The organism is Pseudomonas frederiksbergensis (assembly GCF_035751725.1).
GTDB classification, from domain to species: Bacteria; Pseudomonadota; Gammaproteobacteria; order Pseudomonadales; family Pseudomonadaceae; genus Aquipseudomonas; species Aquipseudomonas frederiksbergensis_A.
Genome location: NZ_CP142104.1, coordinates 1,029,203 through 1,049,819, shown reverse-complemented (window position 1 = coordinate 1,049,819; position 20,617 = coordinate 1,029,203). Strand labels below are relative to the sequence as shown.

Here is a 20,617-nt window from a genome sequence, read left to right as displayed (position 1 = left end):
AACACGATCATGGAATGGCCGATGGTCTGGTGTTGCGAACTAATCCCGACCATGGCCGGTCAACAACTGCACGTTCAATCAGGCGGTGACGCATCATGGACAATCCTTTTCAGATCATTACGGACGCTTTCGCGCCGCAATACCAGATCAACCTGAGCATCCAGGGCCTGGATGGCAGCATCATGCTGACCCTGTCCAAGGCCGGGCGCATTATCGCCAAGCGCATGATCAGCGCCCAGCAACGCAACGACCCGGAACGGCTGCGGCGCCTGGTACAAAGCATTCAGTTCGGCATTGCCATCGAAGAAGGCCACAGCGCCGTGGCGATTCTCGAAGCCATGACCGGCGGCGACAACATCAAGGTGCCGCCACCGCAATCACAAGGCCCGGCACCCTCCGCCGTCGGTATCTAGATCTCGCCCTTCTCGACTTCGGAATGCTCGCTGGAACCCGCACCGATCTTGCGGTGCGGATGTTCGATTTTCACCGAGGGGAATTGCGACGAGGCGTAGCGCACCACCAGGATTGCGAACGACAGCAGCAGAATGCCGCCACACAGGTAGATGATGCCCAGGTCCGGCGGGCTGTGGTGGGAAACGTTGGAAATCAACAGCCGCGTCAGCGCAGTGATTGCCACATAGATCAGAAAGCGCACCGGCATATGGTTGGTCTTGAAATAGATTCCGACCATCGCCCCCAATTCCAGATAGATGAACAGCAGCAAGATGTCGTCGATCTTGATGTGCCCCACCTCGATCATCTGCAAAAACTCCATCACCGCCGCCCATGCGGTGACCGCACCAATGGCAAACAGCGCCAGGTAGTGGAAGGTCTCGACGAACAGGTTTCCCAGTGATTCGGCCAGTTGATGCACGTTCTGGCGCAGGTTCTCGGCCCAGTTGATTTTCACGATGTAGTTTCCTTAGGTCGACTCGACCGGATGATGCGGGATGGACGTGACGGTTTTCTGCATGCAGAAAAAAGGCCAGTGTCGGAGATGAGATGGCGATAGGCTGGTATTCGACACGTGGAGACGCGAATCGGCGTCGCCGAATGCCTGGAGCGTGCGCGACAAGACTCGAAACCGGACTACATTAAAAAGCCACTACCCAAAGAGAAGGGATTCGCTTATTCTTTGGCCTGTATATAAATACAGTAGTCACACAGACAACCAATGTGAAGGCATGTGAGGTGGTGAATGGCCGTCGAAGTGGTATACCGCAGCAGCCGAGATCTGGAGCGCTTGTTCATGGATAAAGCCGAAGCTGACCGTCATGACAAAATGCTGGAACTCGCCGAATTGCTGGCCGAGGTGTTGCAAAAAGCCGTCCCATCGCTGAGCGAGCAACAAGTGGAGGAAGCCGGGATCTACATGGCGAAGAATCGCGATGTCTTCGCCAAGGCATTCAAGAGCCAGCCGGACGCCCTGTCCGAACTGCTCAATCCGTCGGACGAATGAACCAGAAGATCGCAGCCTTCGGCAGCGCGTGCACTTGATGTCTCAATGCACGCGCTGCCGAAGGCTGCGATCTTTTTTATCGGTACAACAGACGCTCCGCCAACTCGTCGGCCACCCGAGCCGGCGAGCGTTTTTCCGCCTGGGCGTGGGCGAAGACTTCCGTAAGCCGGGCACCGATCTTCGACAGGTGCGCGGTGATGGTCGGCAATTCTTCGCCGCGGTGCTTCAACGCGACGTAGATCAGGCCGCCTGAATTGATTACATAGTCCGGGGCATAGAGGATCCCGCGTCTTTCCAATTGATCAGCGACCTGCAGATTGCTCAGTTGGTTATGAGCCGAACCTGCGACAGCCGAGCAGCGCAGTTGCGCCACGCTATGGCTGTTGAGTACGCCGCCGAGGCCGCAGGGTGCCAGGATGTCGCAAGGGGTACTGAGCAACGCATCGTTGGCAATGGGATGGGCGCCCAATTGTTCCATTGCCAGTTGGACCTTGCCGGGGTCGATATCGCTGACCAGCAGTTCCGCGCCCGCCGCGTGCAGCTGTTCAGCCAGGGCATAACCGACATTGCCCAGGCCCTGGATCGCGACGCGCAGGCTCTCCAGGTTATCGCTGCCAAGGCGCGCCATGGCCGTGGCACGGATGCCGGCGAAAACGCCCATCGCCGCGTGAGGCGCGGGGTCTCCCGCGGCGGTGGTGCTGGTGACATGACGGGTCTGCTGGGCAATGCAATCCATGTCGGCTACCGATGTACCGCTGTCGATGGCGGTGATGTAGCGTCCGTCCAACTGCTCTATGAAGCGCCCGAAGGCTTCGAACAGCGCGGCCCGGCTGTCAACATGCGCGGGGCGCATGATGACTGCCACTCCCCCGCCCACCGGCAATCCGGCCAAGGCGGCCTTGTAGCTCATGCCCTGGGCCAGGCGCACCGCGTCGGCCACGGCACTTTCGTCGTCGGGATAGGAAAGATAACGACAACCACCCAGGGCAGGCCCCGGACGGCTGCAATGAATGGCAATCACCGCCTTCAACCCGGTCGCCGGGTCCACGCTCAAGTACAGCGATTCAAGGCGGGAGCTTTGCATGAGAGCAAACATCGACAGGCTCCCGAATCACTTTTGTCTGTTTCGCCAGTATAGGCGCGCAGTCGAAAATTGCTGGAGCACGCCGGAATAAGCACAAGCGCGGCGCAGCTTTTCAGGCATAACCTGTAACGGGGCATTTGTAGGGCTGGACGAAAAGCCATGGCGGAGCTAAAACGAGGCATAGCCCGGAGATTGTGATGAAGCCGCGCCAAGCCTTTTTTGAATGCCTGCACCGTTCGCCACCGGCGCTGTTCGAAGCCGCGCTATGGGTCGCCGCCGAACATGACCGTGAGCTGGACGTACCGACGCTGCTTAATGATTTCAAGGACCTGCAACGGCTGGTCAGCCACGGCCTGCCCATGTTGCCGGTCAACGAATTGGGCCAGCCCTTGCTTCGACGCCTCAATGACCTGGGTTTCGCCCAGGACGATTTCACCCCGCTACGCCCCCGCGCGGCTTTGCTCGACAAAGTCCTGGCGCGCAAGCGCGGCCAACCGCTGGCCCTTGGGCTGATAGCGTTGGAACTGGCCCGTGGCTTGGAGATTCCGATGGTTGGCGTCAACTTTCCCGGTCATTTCCTGCTGCGGGTGCCCGGTGCCGACCATTTGCTCGACCCATGCGGTGGCCGGCGGTTGTACCCCAATGACTGCCGGGACCTGCTGCAACGCCAATATGGCGCCAACATGCAGCTCAAGGCTGAGCACCTGGTCAGCGCCGAGCCGATGCAAATGCTCCAACGGTTGTCGCGCAACCTGCGGCAATTGCACCTGGCGAACGATGATTACATTGCCGCACTGATTGACGCCGAACGCGTGCTGGAAATGGGCAATGCCAACGCCGCGGACTACCTGGCCCGCGCCAGCCTTTACCAACGGCTCGACTGCCCCAACGCCGAACGTTTCGACCTTGAACATGCCCTGATGCTCAGTGAAGATCCAATCCAGCGGCTGCGCCTGACGGAGCGGTTGGGACATTTGCCACCCAATTCGATTGTGCATTGAATGGGTGCGGCTTTTAGATTTTCAGCGATTGTTGGATCACCAAATCAAGCCGGGGTGTCAGGCTGGTTCGCTGGATGCGCTCTCTGGAACGCCTCATGCCCTGCCGCCAGCGCCGCGACTCGGCGGATCCGCGGGTAGGCTTGCAATGAAACGTTGAACCGCTCAGCGGCGTACAACTGCGGAACCAGGTACACATCCGCCACACCTGGCAGCGCACCGAAACAATAACCGTCATCGCCAATCAGTTGTTCTACCGCGGCGAGCCCCTGGCTGATCCAGTGCGTGATCCATTCCACCACCTGCGTTTCATCGTGCCCCCACTTGCGCAGCTTATTGAGCACGCTGACATTGTGCAGGGGATGAATATCGCAGCCGATCAGCGCCGCGACGCCACGCTCGTGGGCGCGAGTCGCAAGGTCGCGGCTGAACAGCGGCACCTGTGGATAACGTTCCTCCAGGTATTCGATGATGGCCGGCGACTGCACCAGCAGCGCCCCCTCATCGGTGCGCAGCGCCGGTACTCGCCCCTGTGGATTGATCGCCAAGTACATCGGCTGGCGATGCTCGCCCTCGGGTGTGGCGATCAGGTTGACGGGCAGCGCCTGGTAATCCAGGCCCTTGAGGGCCAAGGCAATACGCACCCGGTACGACGAAGTGGAACGATAGTAGGTATAGAGTTCCATGCCGCGCCTCAACGTGCCGACAGGATCTTGCCGCGGCATTCGCCGAAGCCGATCGATACAACGCCCTCGCGGCTGCAACGGGCGCGCAGGATGATTTCATCGCCGTCCTCGAGGAACTTGCGGACTTCGCCGGATGCCAGTTCGATCGGCTTTTTGCCGCCCTCGGTGATTTCCAGCAGGCTGCCGAACTGACCGCTCTGCGGCCCCGACAACGTACCCGAACCAAACAGATCACCCGCTTGCAACTGGCAGCCGTTGACGCTGTGGTGCGCAACCATCTGTGCCACCGTCCAATACATGTACTGCGTGTTGCTCAGGGTCAGTCGATGGGCCGGCAGTTTCTGCTCACGCATGGCTTCGGTCAGCAGCAGCACTTCCAGCTCGATGTCGAATGCACCCGCGGCCTGGTCACGTTTGTCCAGCAAGTACGGCAATGGTTGCGGATCGCCCTCGGGACGCGCCGGCTGCGCACGACGGAACGGCTCCAGGGCTTCGGCAGTCACGACCCATGGAGAAACACTGGTCAGGAAGCTCTTGGACAGGAACGGCCCCAGCGGCTGGTATTCCCACGCCTGGATATCCCGGGCCGACCAATCGTTGAGCAGGCAGAAACCGGCAATGTGCTCGGCGGCGTCGCCGATGGCGATGGGCTCGCCAAGGGTGTTGCCCTTGGCGATCCAGATCCCCAGCTCCAGCTCATAGTCCAGCCGCGCGCAGGGACCAAAAGTCGGCTCGGTCTGCCCGGCCGGCAAGGTCTGGCCCTTCGGGCGACGTACATCGGTGCCCGATGGCCGCACCGTCGAAGCACGGCCGTGATAGCCGATGGGAACGTATTTATAATTCGGTAGCAGCGGATTGTCCGGCCGGAACAGCTTGCCGACATTTTGCGCATGCTCGATGCCAACGTAGAAGTCGGTGTAATCGTTGATTTTCGCAGGCAGATGCATCTGGCAGTTCTCCGCCAGATGCAGCAGCTTTTCACCCTGGGCCTGGATCTCGTCCCGCCGGGGACTGCCCTCGCGCAGCAGGTTCAATAACTGTTCACGCAGGGCAACCCGGGCGCCACGGCCGAGTTCGAAGAACGCATTCAACTGACCGTCCCGCATGGCCAGGATGGCTTCGCCCGCAGCGCCGTCGAACAGCCCAGCGTCCAACGCCGCCTGCAAGTCGAAAATCCGATCGCCAATGGCAACGCCGCTGCGCGGGGATTGCCCGGCCGGGCTGAAAACGCCGAGCGGCAGGTTCTGCAAGGGGAAATCGGCATGGCCGTTGGCGGAATCGACCCAGCTGCGGGTGGGGGAAACTTGAGTCATGGGTTATCTCCGGGTCGGGTCGAACGTGACTGGCAACGAAGCCCAGCAGGCGTCGTAGTCCGTTTGCAATTGCGGGCAGTCCAAGGCGAATCGGCTCGGGCGCAGCACTTGGCTGGTCTCGAACATGAACGCCATGGTGTTGTCGATTTTCGCCGGCTTGAGTTCGGCATTGATGGCCTTGGTGCAGGTCTCACCGTCGGGACCATGGGCGCTCATGCAACTGTGCAGGGACGCGCCTCCCGGCAGGAAACCTTCGGCCTTGGCGTCGTATGCGCCCTGGATCAGGCCCATGAATTCATTCATGAGATTGCGATGGAACCAGGGTGGACGGAAGGTGTTCTCCGCCACCATCCAGCGTGGCGGGAAAATTACGAAATCAAGATTTGCCAAGCCATGGACGCTGGTGGGCGACGTCAACACGGTAAAAATCGACGGGTCTGGATGGTCGAAGCTGACCGTGCCGATGGTATTGAAGCGACGCAGGTCATATTTGTACGGCACGTTGTTGCCATGCCAGGCCACCACGTCAAACGGCGAATGATCCAGTTCGCACGCCCATAGCTCCCCGAGGAACTTCTGCACCAAGGTAGTGGGTCGGGCGAGGTTTTCATAATGAGCGACAGGCGACAGGAAATCCCTCGGGTTGGCCAGGCCATTGCTGCCAATGGGCCCCAGGTCGGGCAGGCGCAACGGCGCACCATGGTTTTCGGCGATATAACCGCGAGCCTGAGGGTCGAGCAGCTCGACACGGAACTTCAATCCACGGGGCAGCACCGCGATTTCCAAGGGTTCCAGGTCCAGCACACCCAGCTCGGTGACGATCCGCAGACGCCCCAGTTGCGGCACGAGCAGCCATTCGCCGTCGGCATTGAAGAACACCCGCTCCATGGACCGGTTGGCCCGGTAATGATAGATGCTGATGCCCGCCGGCTTGTCCGAGCCAGCATTGGCGGCCATGCGCACCAGGCCGTCAATGAAATCGGCAGGCTCATCGGGAATGCCCAGCGGGCTCCAGCGCAAGCGGTTAGGCGTGACCTCACCCAGCGGGCCGCCAGCCAATTGCTGCTCCAGCTTGGTAAACGCCGGGTGGTTGGCCGAGGGCCGGATGCGGTACATCCAGGTTCGCCGCGCTTCGCTGCGGGCCATGGTGAACGCGGTGCCGGAAAAAAGCTCGGCATACAGGCCGTAAGGCGCCTTTTGCGGGGAATTCTGGCCAACCGGCAGGGCGCCAGGCAACGCTTCGCTGGCGAACTCATTACCGAAGCCAGACTGGTAAAGCACATCCGACGGCGTGGAGTCGAGGTTCATGGAGCCTCCTGAGATGCGGTCCGTCACTCAATGAACGACTTGAGGCGTACCGGGTTATTTTTATCGTAATCAAATTACGCATAACGTAATTTGCTCGACAACCACCGTCAAGCTATAAAGACGCCCATTCGCCCTTCGGACCCACACCTCCATGGAAAACCCGCCGAGCAACGGTAAACAGAAAGTCCGCTCCGCTGAGGTCGGCACCGATATCCTCAAGGCCCTGGCCGAATTATCGCCATCCACGTCGCTGTCGCGCCTGGCCGAGCATGTGCAGATGCCGGCCAGCAAGGTCCACCGTTATCTACAAGCCTTGATCGCCAGCGGATTTGCCGAACAGAACACAGCCACCAATCACTACGGCTTGGGCCGCGAGGCCTTGCGCGTGGGCTTGGCGGCGTTGAACGGCATGGACGTACTGCAAGTGGCCGCCCTGCCCTTGGCCGAGTTGCGCGATGACCTGAACGAAACCTGTTTCCTGGCGGTATGGGGCAATCATGGCGCGACAGTGGTGAGAATCGAGCCCGCCGTACGGGCCGTGACCGTGGTGACGCAACTGGGCTCGGTGTTGCCGTTGCTCAGTTCTTCCACCGGACTGGTTTTCAGCGCCTATCTGCCGGAGCGCGAGACGATCGAGTTGCGCGACCAGGAAGTGCACGCCACCCAGGGCCACGCCCTGGCGGACGAACAGGCCTATGCAACGCTGTGCGAGCACATCCGCAGTCGTGGCTTGCATCACGTGCATGGGTTGCTGATGCCGGGGGTGGATGCCTTGTCTGCGCCGGTGTTCAACGCCATGGGCGACGTGGCGGCGGTAATGACGATCGTCGGCCCGACGTCACTGTTCCACGCGGATGAGAACGGCCCGGCGGCGCGGCGCCTGTTGGCGGCGACCCGGGCCGTAAGCTGGCGAATGGGCTATGAGCAATCCGGGATCAGCTCAACAAGTCCGGCACGATCCTGATCAATAGGTCGTTGAGGTGGGCGATGGTCAACTGCGGATGAATGTGCGTCGCTTCCTCGCTGAAGGCCTGCGTGTACACGGCCTGATGGCCGCCCTTGGCATGAAAGGGAATATCGTCATCGTCGAAGTGAGCCAGCAGATAGTCCACAAGCTTCCGGGAAGAGGTGATGATTCGGCCCCCCAGATCGTCCGAGCCAAAACCGGTGACATAGGTTTCGTTCAACCCGACGCCTGGCAGGTGACTCTTCAAGATCGATTCAAGGTCCTCGACGGCCAGTGACCTCAGGGCGGGCCGGGATAGATCAATCGACGGTTCCTCGGTCAGGCTCGAGACGATATCCATGACGATTTTCTCAAAGCCGATCACATCGAGCCCCTTGATCCGATCCTCTGGAGCAAACGAGTAACGCTTGCTGAAAATTTGGTGAGTGCCTTGGGTGTAAGTGGGGCCGACTTGTCTTTGAACGCAAGCCAGCGCTTCATCAAACAATGTGACGGAGGAAACAACCTCTGTGCCAGCAATAGTATCCCGCGCATTTAAATAGAGGTGGTATGGACTGGTTTCCAACTCTTCCAACGCCTCACCGAGCAACACCTGTACAGCGAAGTCAACACGCGTTTTCTTGAGAGCAGCAAGCCTTTGCGAATATGAAGCAAATAATGGAGCGTACATAAAAACAACATCCTTGTTCTGTATCGAATCAAACTTCCCGCTCGATCCGTTGAATTGATTACACCTGTTACGGTGCCCGTGGCCAGCTGAAGTTAAACTTCAACCAAGTCCAGCCCGGAAGTTATACACCAACACCATTCATCTACGCTCAGTGATATGTAAGCGCGAGTAAGTTTTCAAACTTAGCTCATTACACCCATGACCTTGGCCTTGGCCACTGCCTGTGTACGCCGTTGCACCCCCAACTTGCTATGGATACGACGCGAATGGGTCTTCACTGTGTGCAATGAGATAAATAATTGTTCGGCGATCTGTTGGTTTGAATAACCTTGTGCAATCAACTCCAGCACTTCCAGTTCACGGTGACTGAGCACGGTTTCCTCGGCCATTGTCGATGGCGGGTCGAGGGGTTCGGCAGTTTGTGCCGCGTGCACCAGGTCCGGTTGGCGCAGGCACAGCTCGCGCAGGGCTTGTTGCGCCCGTCGACAGGCAACCCCTTCGAGCCCTTTTTGCAAAAGCTCGCGCGCCTGGTGACGATCGGCCGACAACCAGACGACCTCCGCCAATGCCAGCAGCAGTTCGGTTTCCAAGGCGTGCATCTCGCAGTGTTGTGCCTGGGCGATCATTTCCCTGAGCCGGGCCTGCGGCTCGTGCGCCCGGCGCAGATAGACTTCCGTCAGCACCAGCAAATACTCCAGACGGGGAATCAGTTCCAAGGTCGCGGGCGGCGCATGCTTGGCCTGTGGCCCATGGAAATGCCGCAACACTCGGGTCAACACCTCATGGGCCAGTTCCGGTCGCCCCTGCTGCAACCAGAACTGACAGCTGACTTGCAGCAACACACCGCGGTACACCGTGTCGGGAATGTGCCGCTGTTGCATGGTCCGCTCGGCGTCGCGAAGCTGCATGAAGGCCTCGCCATAGTCGCCCTGGTTGGCGGCCAGGCTTGCCTTGCCGAGAAAGCCATAGAGCACCTGCTTGTCCTGGCTGCGCAAACCGGCCTCCAGGCCCGCCTGGAAGTGCTCGGCGGCCTGCTCGTCAAGCCCCATGCGCAACGCCAGGCGCCCCCGTCGCAAGGCGATACGGCCCAGCAATGCAGAAAAATCCTGCCCTGGTTTATCGAGCAATGCCTGGACCGCGCCCAGCAGGTGATCGGCCCGGTGGGGCGCGCCGCGCTGTTCCAGGATTTGCGCGTGGTCCAGTTCCAGTAGCCCTTCGAACACCAGCGAACCGCCGGCGCGCGCTACGCAAAGTGCCTGGCGATTGATCGCCTGCGCCAACGCCAGTTCGCCTTGGAGCAGTGCCTGTTGTGTCTGTCCGATCAGGCACAGCACCTTGAGGGCCCAGGCCTCCGGATCCAGGCCGGCCAAGGCCTGGAGAAAATGTTCGCGAGCCTGGTCACCCTCGCCGCGCAGGTGCAACAACCAACCACGCAGCACCTCCCAACGGGCGATCAGTTGTCTCTGCTGACTGACCAGGGGATGTGGCATGAACCTGGCCAGCTGTTCAATGCAGACCTCAGCCTGGTCAAAGCGGCCGGCAAAGAGCAAGGCCGTGGTAATCAGCCCTACCGATTGCGCGGTCCCCAGCGACAATGCTTCGCCCTGCTGGTCGTGCAGGGCCAGCAGCAATTGGACATTGCTACCTTGCAGCACATGTTCGAAATTCAGGTGCTGCAGGAAACTGACGGCGGTCTCGAATTCCCCAGCTTGCATGGCTTGCTCGAATGCCATGGGCCAGTCCTGTTCGGCCGCGAACCATTGGCAGGCCCGTCGATGCCAGGAGCGGCCTTGTGGCCAGGGCTCTTCGCGCACTAACCGCGCCAGGGGTGGGAAAATCCGCAGCCAGTCCGAGGAATCCTCCCACGGTTCGATGAAGCACCCCAGGTCCAGCAGCAACGGAAGGCATTCGGCCCCCACCGTATCGCCGAACAGGTGCGAGCAAAGCTGGGCATTGAAACGCGGCAGGTGCGCCAGTACCCGCCAGGCCTGGGCCAGCTCCGGGGTCAACGTACCGAACAGTTCATATTCCAGGTAATCGAGCAAGGTGCCGGCCCGACCCGGCGCAGCGTGCCGGCGAGCCCATTCACAGCGCTCCAGCAGGGTGATGCGCACCCCGGCACACCAGCCGCCGCTACGCTGTATCACCTCCCTGGCCGTGCGCGCTGCCTGCGGGCCGGGCAAGTGCCTCAGCAGTTGCTGGACATCGTCGCAAGAAAAGACCAGGGCCTGGGCGTCGAACTCGTACAGTTCGTCATCGAGCAACAAGCGTGGCCAGTTGCAATGAGGACGACGACGGCCGTTCAACCAAAGATGCAATGCAGGGCTGCTGGCGCTCAACAAACGGTCAAGCAGTTGGTCCAGCTCAGGGTTGGCTACCCGGCAATAGTCATCCAGAAACAGCCACGTCGCCGATTGCAGGCGCGCCAGATGAGCCAGCAGGCTCGCCTCATCCGTCACCGGTAGCCCGAGGGCCTGTGCCAGGCTTTCGCACATTTGCGCGGCGTTCATCGTCGCGCCGGCCAGGGGCAGCCAATGCACCCGGCACTCGGCGGGGGCCTGCAGGAAACACTCGGCGAACAAGGCGCTCTTGCCACTTCCCGCGGGTGCGCAAAGCAGTTTTACCCGCGCCTCGGAAGCCAGCAAGGGCTCGCTCAACGACCTGCGTGGCACGTGCGTCGACGACAGGCGAGGCAGCAGCCCTGGACGGTCCGGACACGGGGTCATGGCGGTCATTGCGAGGTCCTTTTTATTGTTGTTCCTTCACCCTAGACCTGTGTCGACCACCTTAGGAGAAATATTCAGCACGCTGATTGGCGCCCATAAAAAAAAGACCGGCAACTCGGTTGCCGGTCTTTTTTTTCTGCCTTGCCAGGGGGATTACCGGACCCCGCTCGAACGCAACGCCGCCGGGGTGTAGTCGGCTGCCCGAGCCTCGAAACCATACACGTAGGCGTGTTTCTCTTCGTTTTTCATACCCAGCGCGATGTAGCGGCCTGCGATGATGTCGTAGAGCGCTTCGAGGGTGTAGCCCGGGTTCTGATGGTCATAGTAAAACTGGGCATGCCCCTCGGCCACTCGCCACAACTGGCCGCGACCGTCGTAGTGGTCGACCAGCGCCGCTTGCCAGCTGTCCTCGTCGATGTACATGTGGCGCTTGGCGTAGATATGCCGCTCGCTGGGCTTGACCGTACCGACCACTTCCCAGACCCGATGCAATTCGTAGCGGGTCAGGTCCTGGTTGATGTGGCCGGCCTTGATCACATCGTCGTACTTGAGGCTTGGCGAATCGAGCTTGTAGCTGTTGTACGGTATGTACATTTCTTTCTTGCCAACCAGTTTCCAGTCATAGCGATCCGGCGCGCCGGAGAACAGGTCGAAGTTGTCCGAGGTACGCAACCCGTCGGCGGCGGTCCCCGGGCCGTCATAGGCCACTTGCGGCGCACGCCGCACACGGCGCTGGCCGGCGTTGTAGATCCACGCCAAGCGCGGCTCTTTCACTTGGTCGAGCGTCTCGTGCACCAGCAACACGTTACCGGCCAGGCGCGCCGGCGCGGTGACCTCCTGCTTGAAATAGGTCAGCACGTTGCTGGCTTTTTCCGGGTCGGCATCCTTGATCAGGAACGGCACGGCGATTTCTTCTTCAAAGCGGATCGGCGTGAAGCTGCCGTTGGTCTGCGGCGTGGCCTGGGTGATGACGCGCCGCAGGTTGCCACCGTGATACCGGGTGATGTGGTTCCACAACACTTCCACGCCGTTTTTCGGGATCGGGAACGCGTAGTAGCGGTTGCCAGTGAAATTGGCCAGGCCATTGCCGTCGTTGATGGCGTTGACGTTGAGCGCGCTGCGCTTGGCCGACTCATAGACTTCCGGCGGCAGGCCGACGCTGCGATGGGTCGGGTAGACCGGAATCTTGTAGGTTTCCGGGTAGCGCTTGAACATCGCGACCTGACCGTCGGACAGCTTGTCCTTGTACTTGTCCACGGTCGCGGCGGTGATGGTGAACAGCGGTTTTTCATTGGCGAACGGGTCGGCCAGGAAGCCTTTGCTGTCCACGGCACCAGCGTTTTTCGGGATGCCGCCAGTCCAGGCCGGGATCGAGCCATCGGCGTTGCCGGCCTTCTCCGCGCCCAGTGGCGTGAGGCTGGTGCCCAGCTTGTTAGCTTCCTCCGGCGACACCGCCGCCATCACGTTTACGGCCAGCAGGCTCAGGGCCAGGGCACCGCATTGCAGGATCGTCTTGTGCATTGGGTTTTCCTTGTCAGCCAGATCAGAAGTTCACGCCGAAGCTCAACGCGAGGAAATCGCGGTCTTCGAGAACGTTGTAATCGCCGCCGAAGAAATCGGTGTAGCTCAGGCTGGCGGTGTAGGTGTTGCGGTAATCGGCATCGACGCCCACGCTGACAGCCTTGGCGCCTTCGTTGAACAAACCGTTGGGGCCATAGCCGGCCACGTCGTGGGACCAGGACACGTTGGGCTTGAAGTTCACCCCGGCGATCACGTTCGAGTAATCGAGAATCGCCCGGGCGCGGTAGCCCCAGGACGTCGAGGTGACGAAACCATCGGTATCGCCGCCGAAGCCGTACTGGCCGTAGACCGAATCGCGGCCATAACGCAGCTCGTTCTTCGATTCGAGGCCCCCGACGTGCACCACCGCCGCCTCGCCCACCACGGTCAGGCGATCGGCGCCCAATACCTGGTCGAAGAAGTGGGTCAGGGTGCTCTGGACCTGGGTGACTTCCTTGCGGCGGTAGCCGGTGTTGTCGGCACCTGGCCGGGTGGCGATGGGTGACGCGGCGCCGCCAGCGATCGGATTCACCAAGGCGAGCGTCAAGTCATTGGTATTGACCTGCACCGGAGCGTTGGGGCGATAGCTGATTTCACCGGTCCACGCGGTGCCGGTGGGGAGCGTGGTGGAGAAGCTTGCGCCGTACAGGCGAATATCCTCGGGGTACTCAAGGTAGTAGCCACCGCGACCCAGCATGACACTTTGCGCCAGGCCCGCGCCGCTGCCGGGCGCGATGCCGTTGGCCGTTGCAATCATCCCTGGCAGGGCTGCCAGCGTGGAGAGGCCCGCCGTGGTGGTGCCCACGGTCGGCGTGCGGCTGTGGTAATTCATGAAATACAGGCCGTACTCGGTGTCGTCGCCGAGCCAGCGCAACGCCGTGCCCCACTGTCCGGAATCCCGCGCATCGCGGTCACCGCCACGAGGGATGACGACGCCCTCGCTGGTCACCTGGATGCCTTGGCCGAATGCATTGGTCAACGGCACGAACGGCGCAATCGCCGGGCTTCCCACGGTATAGCCGTCGGTGCAGCCGTCGGCCACCACATCGTTGCCAAAGAACGTGCCGCAGTTGTCCACGACCGTCTGGTCCCACTCCAACTGGTAGAAACCTTCGACCGTGAGCTTGTCGGTCAGGCCCTGGGAGGCGAACAACATATTCACGGGGATCAAGCCTTCCTTGATCTCTGCGCCCGGACGACGGAACGCAGACACGTCCACCGGGTTGATGCTGTTGATGGAGTTACCAATGAAGGTACTTTCACCCCAACTGACTACCTGCTTGCCGGCCCGCACCGTGCCTGGCAAATCGGCGATGGAATAGTTGTGATAGACAAACGCATCGAGGATCTGCGCGCCCGATGACTTGGCGCCCTCCTTACGATTGCTGTCGCTGATGTCCTTGAACTCACGGTTTTCATCCTTGAGTTCGAAGTCATACCAATATTTGCCCCGCACGAACACGCCGGTGTCGCCGTACTTGAGCTCCAGGTCGTGCAGACCTTTGAAGATCTTCGAGAACGTCTCGCCCTTCCTGAAATTCAGTCGCCCATCGTCGCCGGTGGAAGACTGGCCTCTACCGCCGTTGACCGTACCGACCAAGTCACTGTCGGCATCGCGCATGCCCCAACTCGCGCCAACGGACAGCGAGGAGTCGAACTGCCCCTCGATTTCGCCAATGTTAAAAGAAACGGCCTGCGCCTGGGCACAGCAACCCAAGGCCACCGCGACGGCCAGCGCCTGCGGCTTGAAGATGGCGCGCATTGTTATTGTTGTCATGCGTCTTCCCCGGTGAGTGACAGAGCCTTCACCCTACTGCCGCGAGCCATGGGCGATAAGCGCACCAAGGGGGTATTCGCGCTGTACCTAGAAAGGATTACAGCCCGTGCGGGACTGGCCTCTGCGCAGCGCATGAACAGACTGGATGATGGATCATCAATGCCGCGCATGGCGATCACGGTGCGTGGGACTGTTGCGCGCACTGCAACAGTGCATGTCTGGAACCGGGCTGTTTCCCGCAACGTCCGATCCCTATGCTGGCCGGGCTTGCAGGGCAACGGGCCTGCAAGCACAAGTCGCCATGGCGTCCCTCGCGCCCGGCGCACCGTCATTCGGATGGATTGCGCATCAATCCATCGTCCCCGTGCACTACTGACGTTGATTTGTAGCTCCTTTGCAACGTCACGCTTAGGCCGCTGCGTTTTGCAGCGGCCTTTTTTATTTTTAATCGATTCAACTGAGAGCTTTCTTGCTTCCTACAACTTTGTCGGAATCTTTTTACGGTCCAGTTACATTAATAACGTATTGGCTGTTGTCTGCTCCTACAACGACGCCAGATCAGAACTACGCGCAGACCGATAATTGATTGTTACGCTGAATCAATCGCCGCATATCGCTCCGATTTGTTCAGCAGTGAGTCATTGATCATGCAAATAGACAACGCACGCTTTCGTTCAACAAAAAGTCATAACAGCCGCATTCGCTTTCTGGTCTTTCATTACACGGCCGGCAACTTCGCCTCTTCCGTCAATGCATTAACGGGCCCTTCCGTCAGTGCTCATTACCTTATCCCCGACGTCGCCGACCCCACTTACCTGAAGCTGGGCTTCAAAGAACCACAAATATTCAATCTCGTGGACGAAAACCAGCGCGCCTGGCATGCCGGCGTAAGCAGTTGGGGAAATCGCAGCAATTTGAACGACACTTCGATCGGCGTCGAAATCGTCAACCTGGCAACCGATAACCAAGGCCAATTCACCTTTCCGCCCTATAAGGCCCAGCAAATCGAGGCCATCGAATACTTGGCATCGGACATCCTCAAGCGATACCCGGACATCAGTCCAGTCAATGTGGTGGGGCATTCGGACATCGCAGCAGGGCGAAAAAGCGACCCCGGCCCGATGTTTCCTTGGCACGGGCTGTATCTCAAGGGAATCGGGGCCTGGTTTGACGAGGCCACGCAGAAATCGTTCATGCGGGCGTATCAAACCAACGGCATCCCACTTCGCGAACAACTGCTCGGGTTATTCAAGAGGTATGGCTATGACACTTCGGCGGCAACCACGGTCGTGGGTTTCCAACGACTCGTACGTGCCTTCCAGTTGCACTTTCGTCCGACCAGGCATGACGGCGTGATGGACATCGAGACCGCCGCGAACCTGGCGGCCCTGGTGCAGAAATACTTTCCCTGAGCTGGTCGCCGGATGATGGCAACCGGCCCGGGCAAAAAGTGCTAGACGGCGTAACGCTGCAGGTTAGCCATCATTTCCTTCAAGGCTTCCAGATTGTCATTTGGATGGACAGCATCCTGGAAATCGCAGATCTGTTGCCAATGGGCGGCGACGTCTTCTGGCGAGAAGCCTTCGCGCGGGTCGAACCCGGCGCCAAGGCTGCGCTCCCAGCGCACCTTGCCCATCCAGCCGCCGCCGACTTCGAACAAGCCGGAGGTTTCCTGGCAGGCTTCACTGGCCAGGTACACCACCAGCGGGCTGACCAGTTCGGGCTTGAGTTGCTCGAACACTTGCGGCGGGATCAGGCCTTCGGTCATGCGGGTTCCGCCGGTGGGGGCGATGGCATTCACGAAGATGTTGTTCTTGCGCCCTTCGATGGCCAGGGTACGCGTCAGGCCATAGAGACCCAACTTGGCCATGCCGTAGTTGGACTGGCCGAAGTTCCCGTAGATGCCGGACGTGGAAGCAGTGAAGATAACCCGGCCGTAATTCTGCTCGCGCAGGTGCGGCCAGGCGGCACGGGTGACTTTGTAGGCGCCTTCGACATGGACGCGGTAAACCAGGTCCCAGTCCGCGTCGTCCATTTTGTGAAAGGTCTTGTCCCTCAGAATGCCGGCGTTGTTGACGACAACATCAACCCTGCCGAATGCGTCGAGGGCGTTTTGCACAAGCTTGTCGCCGTCGGTAACAGAATCGTGGTTGGCTTCGGCGATGCCCCCGGCCTCGCGAATCTCAGCGACCACCCGATCCGCTGCCGAAGCGTTGGCCCCCTCGCCCTGCGCCGAACCGCCGAGATCATTGACCAGCACTTTTGCGCCATGCCTGGCGAACAACAGCGCATGGGCGCGACCCAGGCCACCACCGGCACCAGTGACAATCACGACTTTATCTTCGAAGCGCACAGAATCATTCATGGGCAGAACTCCATCAGACCGATAGGACATTGGCACGAGTGTCCGGTACAAGTCGGCCGGTCACAATCAACAAGGGCGGGAGTGAATGGCAGGCAATAAGGTGAAGGGATGATGCAGCGGTCGCGCTATCTCGTCCCGGCAATAATCGTCAGGAACATGCCAGTTGCCGGTAAGGCGCAGCGATCGCTTCGCGAAATGCCAGGTAATGCTTGAGCACCTGCACTGGCGCCTCGGTGTGGGGGTAGTGACCAATATCGGCTAACAACACTGTATCGGCGTTGGGAATCAGGGCTCGGTAACGCGCCACCATATGCGCACCGGAAATCGGATCGAATGCCCCGTCAATGACTCGCATGGGTACCTCACCACGCTGCATCGCCTTGACCCAACGGTCACGTTGCACGCGTCGTTCCGGAATATAGGTAATGAGCTTGTGCATGACCCGTGGTCCGCGATGGGTTTCGATCAGGCTCCAGTAATCATCCAGTTCGCTCTCGGTGGGGGCAGTCCAGGGGCCGAAGATTCGTCGAAAACTCTTGACCAGGCCATCCCTTGAAAAAGCCCGGCCAATCAACCATCCCAGAGGGCTGAGCAAAAGTTTTTGCATCAGCACCGGACGATGGGTTTCCGGGAACAAGCCCCCATTGAGAAAGGTACAACTGGCGACATTGATGCGTGCCTCGCCATGCCGGGCGATGAGCTCCTGGGCCACGCTGTCGCCGTAGTCATGGGCCAGTATATGAACCGCTTGCGTCACGTTCAGATGCGCCAGCAATGCCTGTTGCAGATCGGCCTGTTCAAGCAGGCTGTAGACATGATCCACCGGTTTGGCGGAGTCACCAAAACCGAGCATGTCGCAGGCAATCACCCGATAACGCTGCGCCAACGGCTGCCACAGGTAATGCCAATCCCAACTGGCGGTGGGAAACCCGTGGATCAATAGCAACGGCTCGCCATGTCCTGCAACCCAGTACCGGATAGCATGGCCACGGAACATGAACATCTGGCCGCGCTGTCGCCAGACACGCAAGGGGATCTGCACCATGGGCATCAACTCTTGTAACTCGGATCTTGCAGGTCGAGTTTGCGCAGCAGCGCCGGCCAAGCCAACGCCCCTCCCATGCCCTGGGCGCTCCTGGTCACTCCGGCGACCATTGCGCGGGCACCGGCCAGGACCTGCGGCTCGATGGCGATCAACTCGGCACCGCCCGTCTGGGCCAATACCTGGATTTCGCAGGCCCGCTGGAAGATGAACATCATCAGGAACGTATCGGCAATGGTGCCGCCGCAGGTCAGCAGGCCATGGTTGTGCAACATGAGGAAGTTGTTCTCGCCGAGGTCCGCTTGCAGGCGGGCTTTTTCCTCGGGATTGAGCGCTACCCCCTCATAAGGGTGATACGCCAGGCTCGACAGCACGAATAACGACTGTTGGCTGATCGGGAGCACGCCTTGCTTCTGGGCCGATACCGCGACGCCGGCTGCGGTGTGGGTGTGCAATACGCACTCAACGTCGTGCCGCACTTCGTGGACTGCGCTGTGAATGGTGAAGCCGGCGGGGTTGATCTCGTAGGGGCTGTCCATCAATTTGTTGCCGGCCTGATCGATCTTCACCAAGCTCGACGCGCTGATTTCATGAAACATCAAGCCGTATGGATTGATCAGGAACTCTTGCGTACCGGGAACCTTCGCGGAGATGTGGGTGAAGATCAAGTCATCCCAGCCGTGCAGCGCGACAAGCCGATAACAGGCGGCGAGATCGACACGGGTCTGCCATTCGGCCGCAGTGACCTGATCTTTGATGCCGACTGTCGATTGAAGGGACGCTACGCTCACGGCGGTGACCTCTGGCTTCTTGTTAGAGAAATATGTCCACGATCCTCATGAACAAGAAAACCAGTCTAGTCAGCTCCGGCGGGGGCGGTAGTTGCCTTGGCAGCCAGCTTACTGGCCGAGCGAGTCACCAGGGGCCCGCTGCAGCTCTGCGATCAGTTTCTCCAGCCAGGGCTCGGAATCGGTCTCAGGGGTAACGCTTTCGCTGGCATCCAGGCGCAGCATGGGCAGCACTTCGCGCACGCCCAGCTCGCCGAACAATTCGCGCATCTGCTCGCCACCACCGCAGAACGTGTCACCGTAGCTCGCGTCCCCCAAGCCGATGACCGCGCCAGGCAGGCCGCGGAACGATGCGGGCAACTGGTCGCGAATCGTCGCGTACAGCGGCATCAAGTTGTCCGGCAGTTCACCCATTCCCGTTGTCGACGTCACGGCCAGCAACGCTTGCGGTCCGAACGCCTTGATGTCCTCCAGGGTCGCCCGTGGATGATGGAATACTTCATAACCGGCATCACCCAACAGGTTGGCGGCATGCCGGGCAACTTCTTCGGCCGTGCCGTATACGGAGCCGGAAAGAATGGCGACTTTCATCAATCTGATCCTGAAGCTGATAGAGGCCGGGAATAGTAACAGGCTGCGCGCAAAAGCTGCGATTGACTCTCAACAACTAATGGCCAATGAACATCGCGCTTGGTTCTTTTAGAATGACGCGCATACTCGGCTCCTAAAGGAGAGACTTCATGATCAATGCTCATCTGATGCAACTGGTGATCAACGCTTCGAACGATGGAATCGTTGTCGCCGAGAAGGAAGGCGAAGACAACATATTGATTTACGTAAACCCTGCATTTGAACGGCTGACCGGCTATGGACGCGACGAAATCCTCTATCAGGATTGCCGGTTCCTGCAGTCGGGCGATCGCGACCAACCTTCCCTCGAATCCATCCGCATGGCCTTGAAAGAAGGAGGCTCATGCAGGCAAATCCTGCGCAACTACCGTAAGGACGGCACGCCGTTCTGGAACGAGTTGTCACTGTCCACGGTGAAAAGCGAAGCCGATGGCCACACCTATTTCGTTGGTGTGCAGAAAGACGTAACGGTCCAAGTGAGGGCCCAACAACGCATTACCCAGTTGGAAGCGGAGTTGGCCGAAGCACGGCAGACCATCGCTCGGCTCAATGCGACGAATGGCGAAAACAAAACGGCGAATTAGTGGTCAGTCACTACAATCACCAGTGAAAGTATCTTTTTTCGAGCACCCTATGCAGCGCGACAGCCTCCTGACCCAGGACGAACTGGACTTCATCCGGACGATGCAGCACAACCCGCAATTGAACGAGCGGGACGTCACGTCGAGCCTGCTGGTTAACGGCGGGTCGCAGATCCGTGATCTGTTGACACGTCTGGCGGCAAATGAACAGGTCACGCTGCAGGCTAATTTCGAAAACCAGCAGATGACCTTTCCATTGCAACTGGTTGAAGATGAGTTCCACGCCATGCACCTTCGCCTGGGTGTGCCGAGCATCTACGAGGATGGACCGAAAATACGGCCCTGGCGCCTCGCGCTCGAGGAGCCGGTGGCACTGGAAAATGCCCAGGGGCAGCCAGGGCCCTTGTGGGTGCACGAGGTGTCTTGCAAAGGCGTACTGCTGGAAATCCGCAATCGCACCAAGCCTGTGAAGCAGTTCGCCCTTTGGTTCAGCCCGTCAGGCTACGAGAGGATTGCCTTGCGTGGCACATTCGAAAGGGAAACCGATCAAGGCCTGTACGCTTATCACCTGAGCCAGCACGACCAGGACGAAACTGAACGGCTACGCCAATACATTCTTCAACAACATCGCCTGGCTCATCCCGCGATGCACCTCTAAGCCTG

Annotated in this window: 20 protein-coding genes; 7 read left to right on the top strand and 13 right to left on the bottom strand. The window is 59.8% G+C overall.

Annotation, left to right across the window (positions count from 1 at the left end):
* Positions 1–95: 95 nt before the first annotated feature.
* Positions 96–413, top strand: a complete 318-nt coding sequence (locus VQ575_RS04610) for a DUF3509 domain-containing protein (RefSeq protein ID WP_039591618.1) — start codon at positions 96–98, stop codon at positions 411–413.
* Here the strand turns inward: VQ575_RS04610 and VQ575_RS04605 are convergent.
* Entirely contained in the window at positions 410–910 is a 501-nt protein-coding gene (locus VQ575_RS04605; RefSeq protein WP_039591619.1) for a phosphate-starvation-inducible protein PsiE, read from the bottom strand. The two genes, VQ575_RS04610 and VQ575_RS04605, sit on opposite strands and share 4 nt — an antisense overlap.
* Positions 911–1,198: 288 nt before the next feature.
* On the opposite strand from VQ575_RS04605, the gene VQ575_RS04600 reads away from it, so the two are divergent.
* A complete protein-coding gene (locus tag VQ575_RS04600; RefSeq protein ID WP_003205410.1) occupies positions 1,199–1,459 on the top strand; it encodes a YebG family protein in 261 nt (86 codons plus the stop codon).
* A gap of 76 nt (positions 1,460–1,535) precedes the next feature.
* Here VQ575_RS04600 and VQ575_RS04595 read toward each other — a convergent pair whose 3' ends face one another.
* The gene (locus VQ575_RS04595; RefSeq protein ID WP_039591620.1) at positions 1,536–2,555 is read right to left on the bottom strand and encodes a Leu/Phe/Val dehydrogenase; all 1,020 of its coding nucleotides are present in this window, start codon (positions 2,553–2,555) and stop codon (positions 1,536–1,538) included.
* A 185-nt stretch (positions 2,556–2,740) separates the two neighbouring features.
* Here VQ575_RS04595 and VQ575_RS04590 point away from each other — a divergent pair, with 185 nt between their 5' ends.
* On the top strand, positions 2,741–3,544 hold the full coding sequence (locus VQ575_RS04590) for a SirB1 family protein (RefSeq protein ID WP_039591621.1): 804 nt from the start codon (positions 2,741–2,743) through the stop codon (positions 3,542–3,544).
* Between the two features lie 44 nt (positions 3,545–3,588).
* On the opposite strand, the gene maiA is transcribed toward VQ575_RS04590, so the two are convergent.
* The 3 genes from maiA to hmgA are packed head-to-tail and all read right to left on the bottom strand — an operon-like array spanning position 3,589 to position 6,848.
* A complete protein-coding gene (gene maiA / locus VQ575_RS04585) occupies positions 3,589–4,227 on the bottom strand; it encodes a maleylacetoacetate isomerase (RefSeq protein ID WP_039591622.1) in 639 nt (212 codons plus the stop codon).
* 8 nt (positions 4,228–4,235) lie between these two features.
* Complete coding sequence (gene fahA, locus VQ575_RS04580; protein ID WP_039591623.1) at positions 4,236–5,540, bottom strand: fumarylacetoacetase; 1,305 nt, start codon at positions 5,538–5,540, stop codon at positions 4,236–4,238.
* Positions 5,541–5,543: 3 nt separating this feature from the next.
* Positions 5,544–6,848, bottom strand: coding sequence for a homogentisate 1,2-dioxygenase (gene hmgA, locus VQ575_RS04575; RefSeq protein WP_039591624.1), 1,305 nt, complete (start codon positions 6,846–6,848; stop codon positions 5,544–5,546).
* 151 nt (positions 6,849–6,999) lie between these two features.
* Between hmgA and VQ575_RS04570 the strand changes: the two genes are divergently transcribed.
* Positions 7,000–7,812 (top strand): IclR family transcriptional regulator, encoded by an 813-nt coding sequence (locus VQ575_RS04570; protein ID WP_039591625.1) that lies wholly within the window; start codon positions 7,000–7,002, stop codon positions 7,810–7,812.
* Here VQ575_RS04570 and VQ575_RS04565 read toward each other — a convergent pair.
* The 4 genes from VQ575_RS04565 to VQ575_RS04550 form a co-directional block, all read right to left on the bottom strand.
* Positions 7,784–8,485, bottom strand: a complete 702-nt coding sequence (locus VQ575_RS04565; protein ID WP_039591626.1) for a hypothetical protein — start codon at positions 8,483–8,485, stop codon at positions 7,784–7,786. The genes VQ575_RS04570 and VQ575_RS04565 overlap by 29 nt on opposite strands.
* Positions 8,486–8,667: 182 nt before the next feature.
* Entirely contained in the window at positions 8,668–11,220 is a 2,553-nt protein-coding gene (locus VQ575_RS04560; RefSeq protein ID WP_039591627.1) for a helix-turn-helix transcriptional regulator, read from the bottom strand.
* A gap of 144 nt (positions 11,221–11,364) precedes the next feature.
* Positions 11,365–12,732, bottom strand: coding sequence for a DUF1329 domain-containing protein (locus VQ575_RS04555; protein ID WP_039591628.1), 1,368 nt, complete (start codon positions 12,730–12,732; stop codon positions 11,365–11,367).
* Between the two features lie 22 nt (positions 12,733–12,754).
* Positions 12,755–14,548, bottom strand: coding sequence for a DUF1302 domain-containing protein (locus tag VQ575_RS04550; RefSeq protein WP_039591629.1), 1,794 nt, complete (start codon positions 14,546–14,548; stop codon positions 12,755–12,757).
* Between the two features lie 647 nt (positions 14,549–15,195).
* Here VQ575_RS04550 and VQ575_RS04545 point away from each other — a divergent pair.
* On the top strand, positions 15,196–15,960 hold the full coding sequence (locus VQ575_RS04545) for an N-acetylmuramoyl-L-alanine amidase (RefSeq protein WP_039591630.1): 765 nt from the start codon (positions 15,196–15,198) through the stop codon (positions 15,958–15,960).
* 41 nt (positions 15,961–16,001) lie between these two features.
* Here the strand turns inward: VQ575_RS04545 and VQ575_RS04540 are convergent, their stop codons facing one another.
* The 4 genes from VQ575_RS04540 to VQ575_RS04525 all read right to left on the bottom strand — a co-directional run bounded on the left by VQ575_RS04540 (position 16,002) and on the right by VQ575_RS04525 (position 19,334).
* Positions 16,002–16,913: an SDR family oxidoreductase gene (locus VQ575_RS04540; RefSeq protein ID WP_039591631.1), complete on the bottom strand. Its 912-nt coding sequence runs from the start codon at positions 16,911–16,913 to the stop codon at positions 16,002–16,004.
* 148 nt (positions 16,914–17,061) lie between these two features.
* A complete protein-coding gene (locus VQ575_RS04535; protein ID WP_039591632.1) occupies positions 17,062–17,964 on the bottom strand; it encodes an alpha/beta fold hydrolase in 903 nt (300 codons plus the stop codon).
* Positions 17,964–18,746, bottom strand: a complete 783-nt coding sequence (locus VQ575_RS04530; protein ID WP_039591633.1) for a class II aldolase/adducin family protein — start codon at positions 18,744–18,746, stop codon at positions 17,964–17,966. The genes VQ575_RS04535 and VQ575_RS04530 overlap by 1 nt, the downstream gene beginning before the upstream one ends.
* 108 nt (positions 18,747–18,854) lie before the next feature.
* Positions 18,855–19,334 carry a flavodoxin gene (locus tag VQ575_RS04525; RefSeq protein WP_039591634.1) on the bottom strand — a complete coding sequence of 160 codons (480 nt, stop codon included), beginning with the start codon at positions 19,332–19,334 and terminating at the stop codon, positions 18,855–18,857.
* 149 nt (positions 19,335–19,483) lie between these two features.
* Here VQ575_RS04525 and VQ575_RS04520 point away from each other — a divergent pair, with 149 nt between their 5' ends.
* Positions 19,484–19,957, top strand: a complete 474-nt coding sequence (locus VQ575_RS04520) for a PAS domain-containing protein (RefSeq protein ID WP_039591635.1) — start codon at positions 19,484–19,486, stop codon at positions 19,955–19,957.
* Positions 19,958–20,006: 49 nt separating this feature from the next.
* Positions 20,007–20,612: a hypothetical protein gene (locus tag VQ575_RS04515; protein ID WP_039591636.1), complete on the top strand. Its 606-nt coding sequence runs from the start codon at positions 20,007–20,009 to the stop codon at positions 20,610–20,612.
* The last annotated feature ends 5 nt before the right edge of the window (positions 20,613–20,617 follow it).

What these genes read in the sequence shown, in the direction of transcription:
- VQ575_RS04610 (WP_039591618.1), top strand. Translation starts at nt 96, where the DNA reads ATGGACAATCCTTTTCAGATCATTACGGACGCTTTCGCGCCGCAATAC.
- VQ575_RS04600 (WP_003205410.1), top strand. Translation starts at nt 1,199, where the DNA reads ATGGCCGTCGAAGTGGTATACCGCAGCAGCCGAGATCTGGAGCGCTTG.
- VQ575_RS04595 (WP_039591620.1), bottom strand. Translation starts at nt 2,555, where the DNA reads ATGTTTGCTCTCATGCAAAGCTCCCGCCTTGAATCGCTGTACTTGAGC.
- VQ575_RS04590 (WP_039591621.1), top strand. Translation starts at nt 2,741, where the DNA reads ATGAAGCCGCGCCAAGCCTTTTTTGAATGCCTGCACCGTTCGCCACCG.
- maiA (WP_039591622.1), bottom strand. Translation starts at nt 4,227, where the DNA reads ATGGAACTCTATACCTACTATCGTTCCACTTCGTCGTACCGGGTGCGT.
- fahA (WP_039591623.1), bottom strand. Translation starts at nt 5,540, where the DNA reads ATGACTCAAGTTTCCCCCACCCGCAGCTGGGTCGATTCCGCCAACGGC.
- hmgA (WP_039591624.1), bottom strand. Translation starts at nt 6,848, where the DNA reads ATGAACCTCGACTCCACGCCGTCGGATGTGCTTTACCAGTCTGGCTTC.
- VQ575_RS04570 (WP_039591625.1), top strand. Translation starts at nt 7,000, where the DNA reads ATGGAAAACCCGCCGAGCAACGGTAAACAGAAAGTCCGCTCCGCTGAG.
- VQ575_RS04565 (WP_039591626.1), bottom strand. Translation starts at nt 8,485, where the DNA reads ATGTACGCTCCATTATTTGCTTCATATTCGCAAAGGCTTGCTGCTCTC.
- VQ575_RS04560 (WP_039591627.1), bottom strand. Translation starts at nt 11,220, where the DNA reads ATGACCGCCATGACCCCGTGTCCGGACCGTCCAGGGCTGCTGCCTCGC.
- VQ575_RS04555 (WP_039591628.1), bottom strand. Translation starts at nt 12,732, where the DNA reads ATGCACAAGACGATCCTGCAATGCGGTGCCCTGGCCCTGAGCCTGCTG.
- VQ575_RS04550 (WP_039591629.1), bottom strand. Translation starts at nt 14,548, where the DNA reads ATGACAACAATAACAATGCGCGCCATCTTCAAGCCGCAGGCGCTGGCC.
- VQ575_RS04545 (WP_039591630.1), top strand. Translation starts at nt 15,196, where the DNA reads ATGCAAATAGACAACGCACGCTTTCGTTCAACAAAAAGTCATAACAGC.
- VQ575_RS04540 (WP_039591631.1), bottom strand. Translation starts at nt 16,913, where the DNA reads ATGAATGATTCTGTGCGCTTCGAAGATAAAGTCGTGATTGTCACTGGT.
- VQ575_RS04535 (WP_039591632.1), bottom strand. Translation starts at nt 17,964, where the DNA reads ATGCCCATGGTGCAGATCCCCTTGCGTGTCTGGCGACAGCGCGGCCAG.
- VQ575_RS04525 (WP_039591634.1), bottom strand. Translation starts at nt 19,334, where the DNA reads ATGAAAGTCGCCATTCTTTCCGGCTCCGTATACGGCACGGCCGAAGAA.
- VQ575_RS04520 (WP_039591635.1), top strand. Translation starts at nt 19,484, where the DNA reads ATGATCAATGCTCATCTGATGCAACTGGTGATCAACGCTTCGAACGAT.
- VQ575_RS04515 (WP_039591636.1), top strand. Translation starts at nt 20,007, where the DNA reads ATGCAGCGCGACAGCCTCCTGACCCAGGACGAACTGGACTTCATCCGG.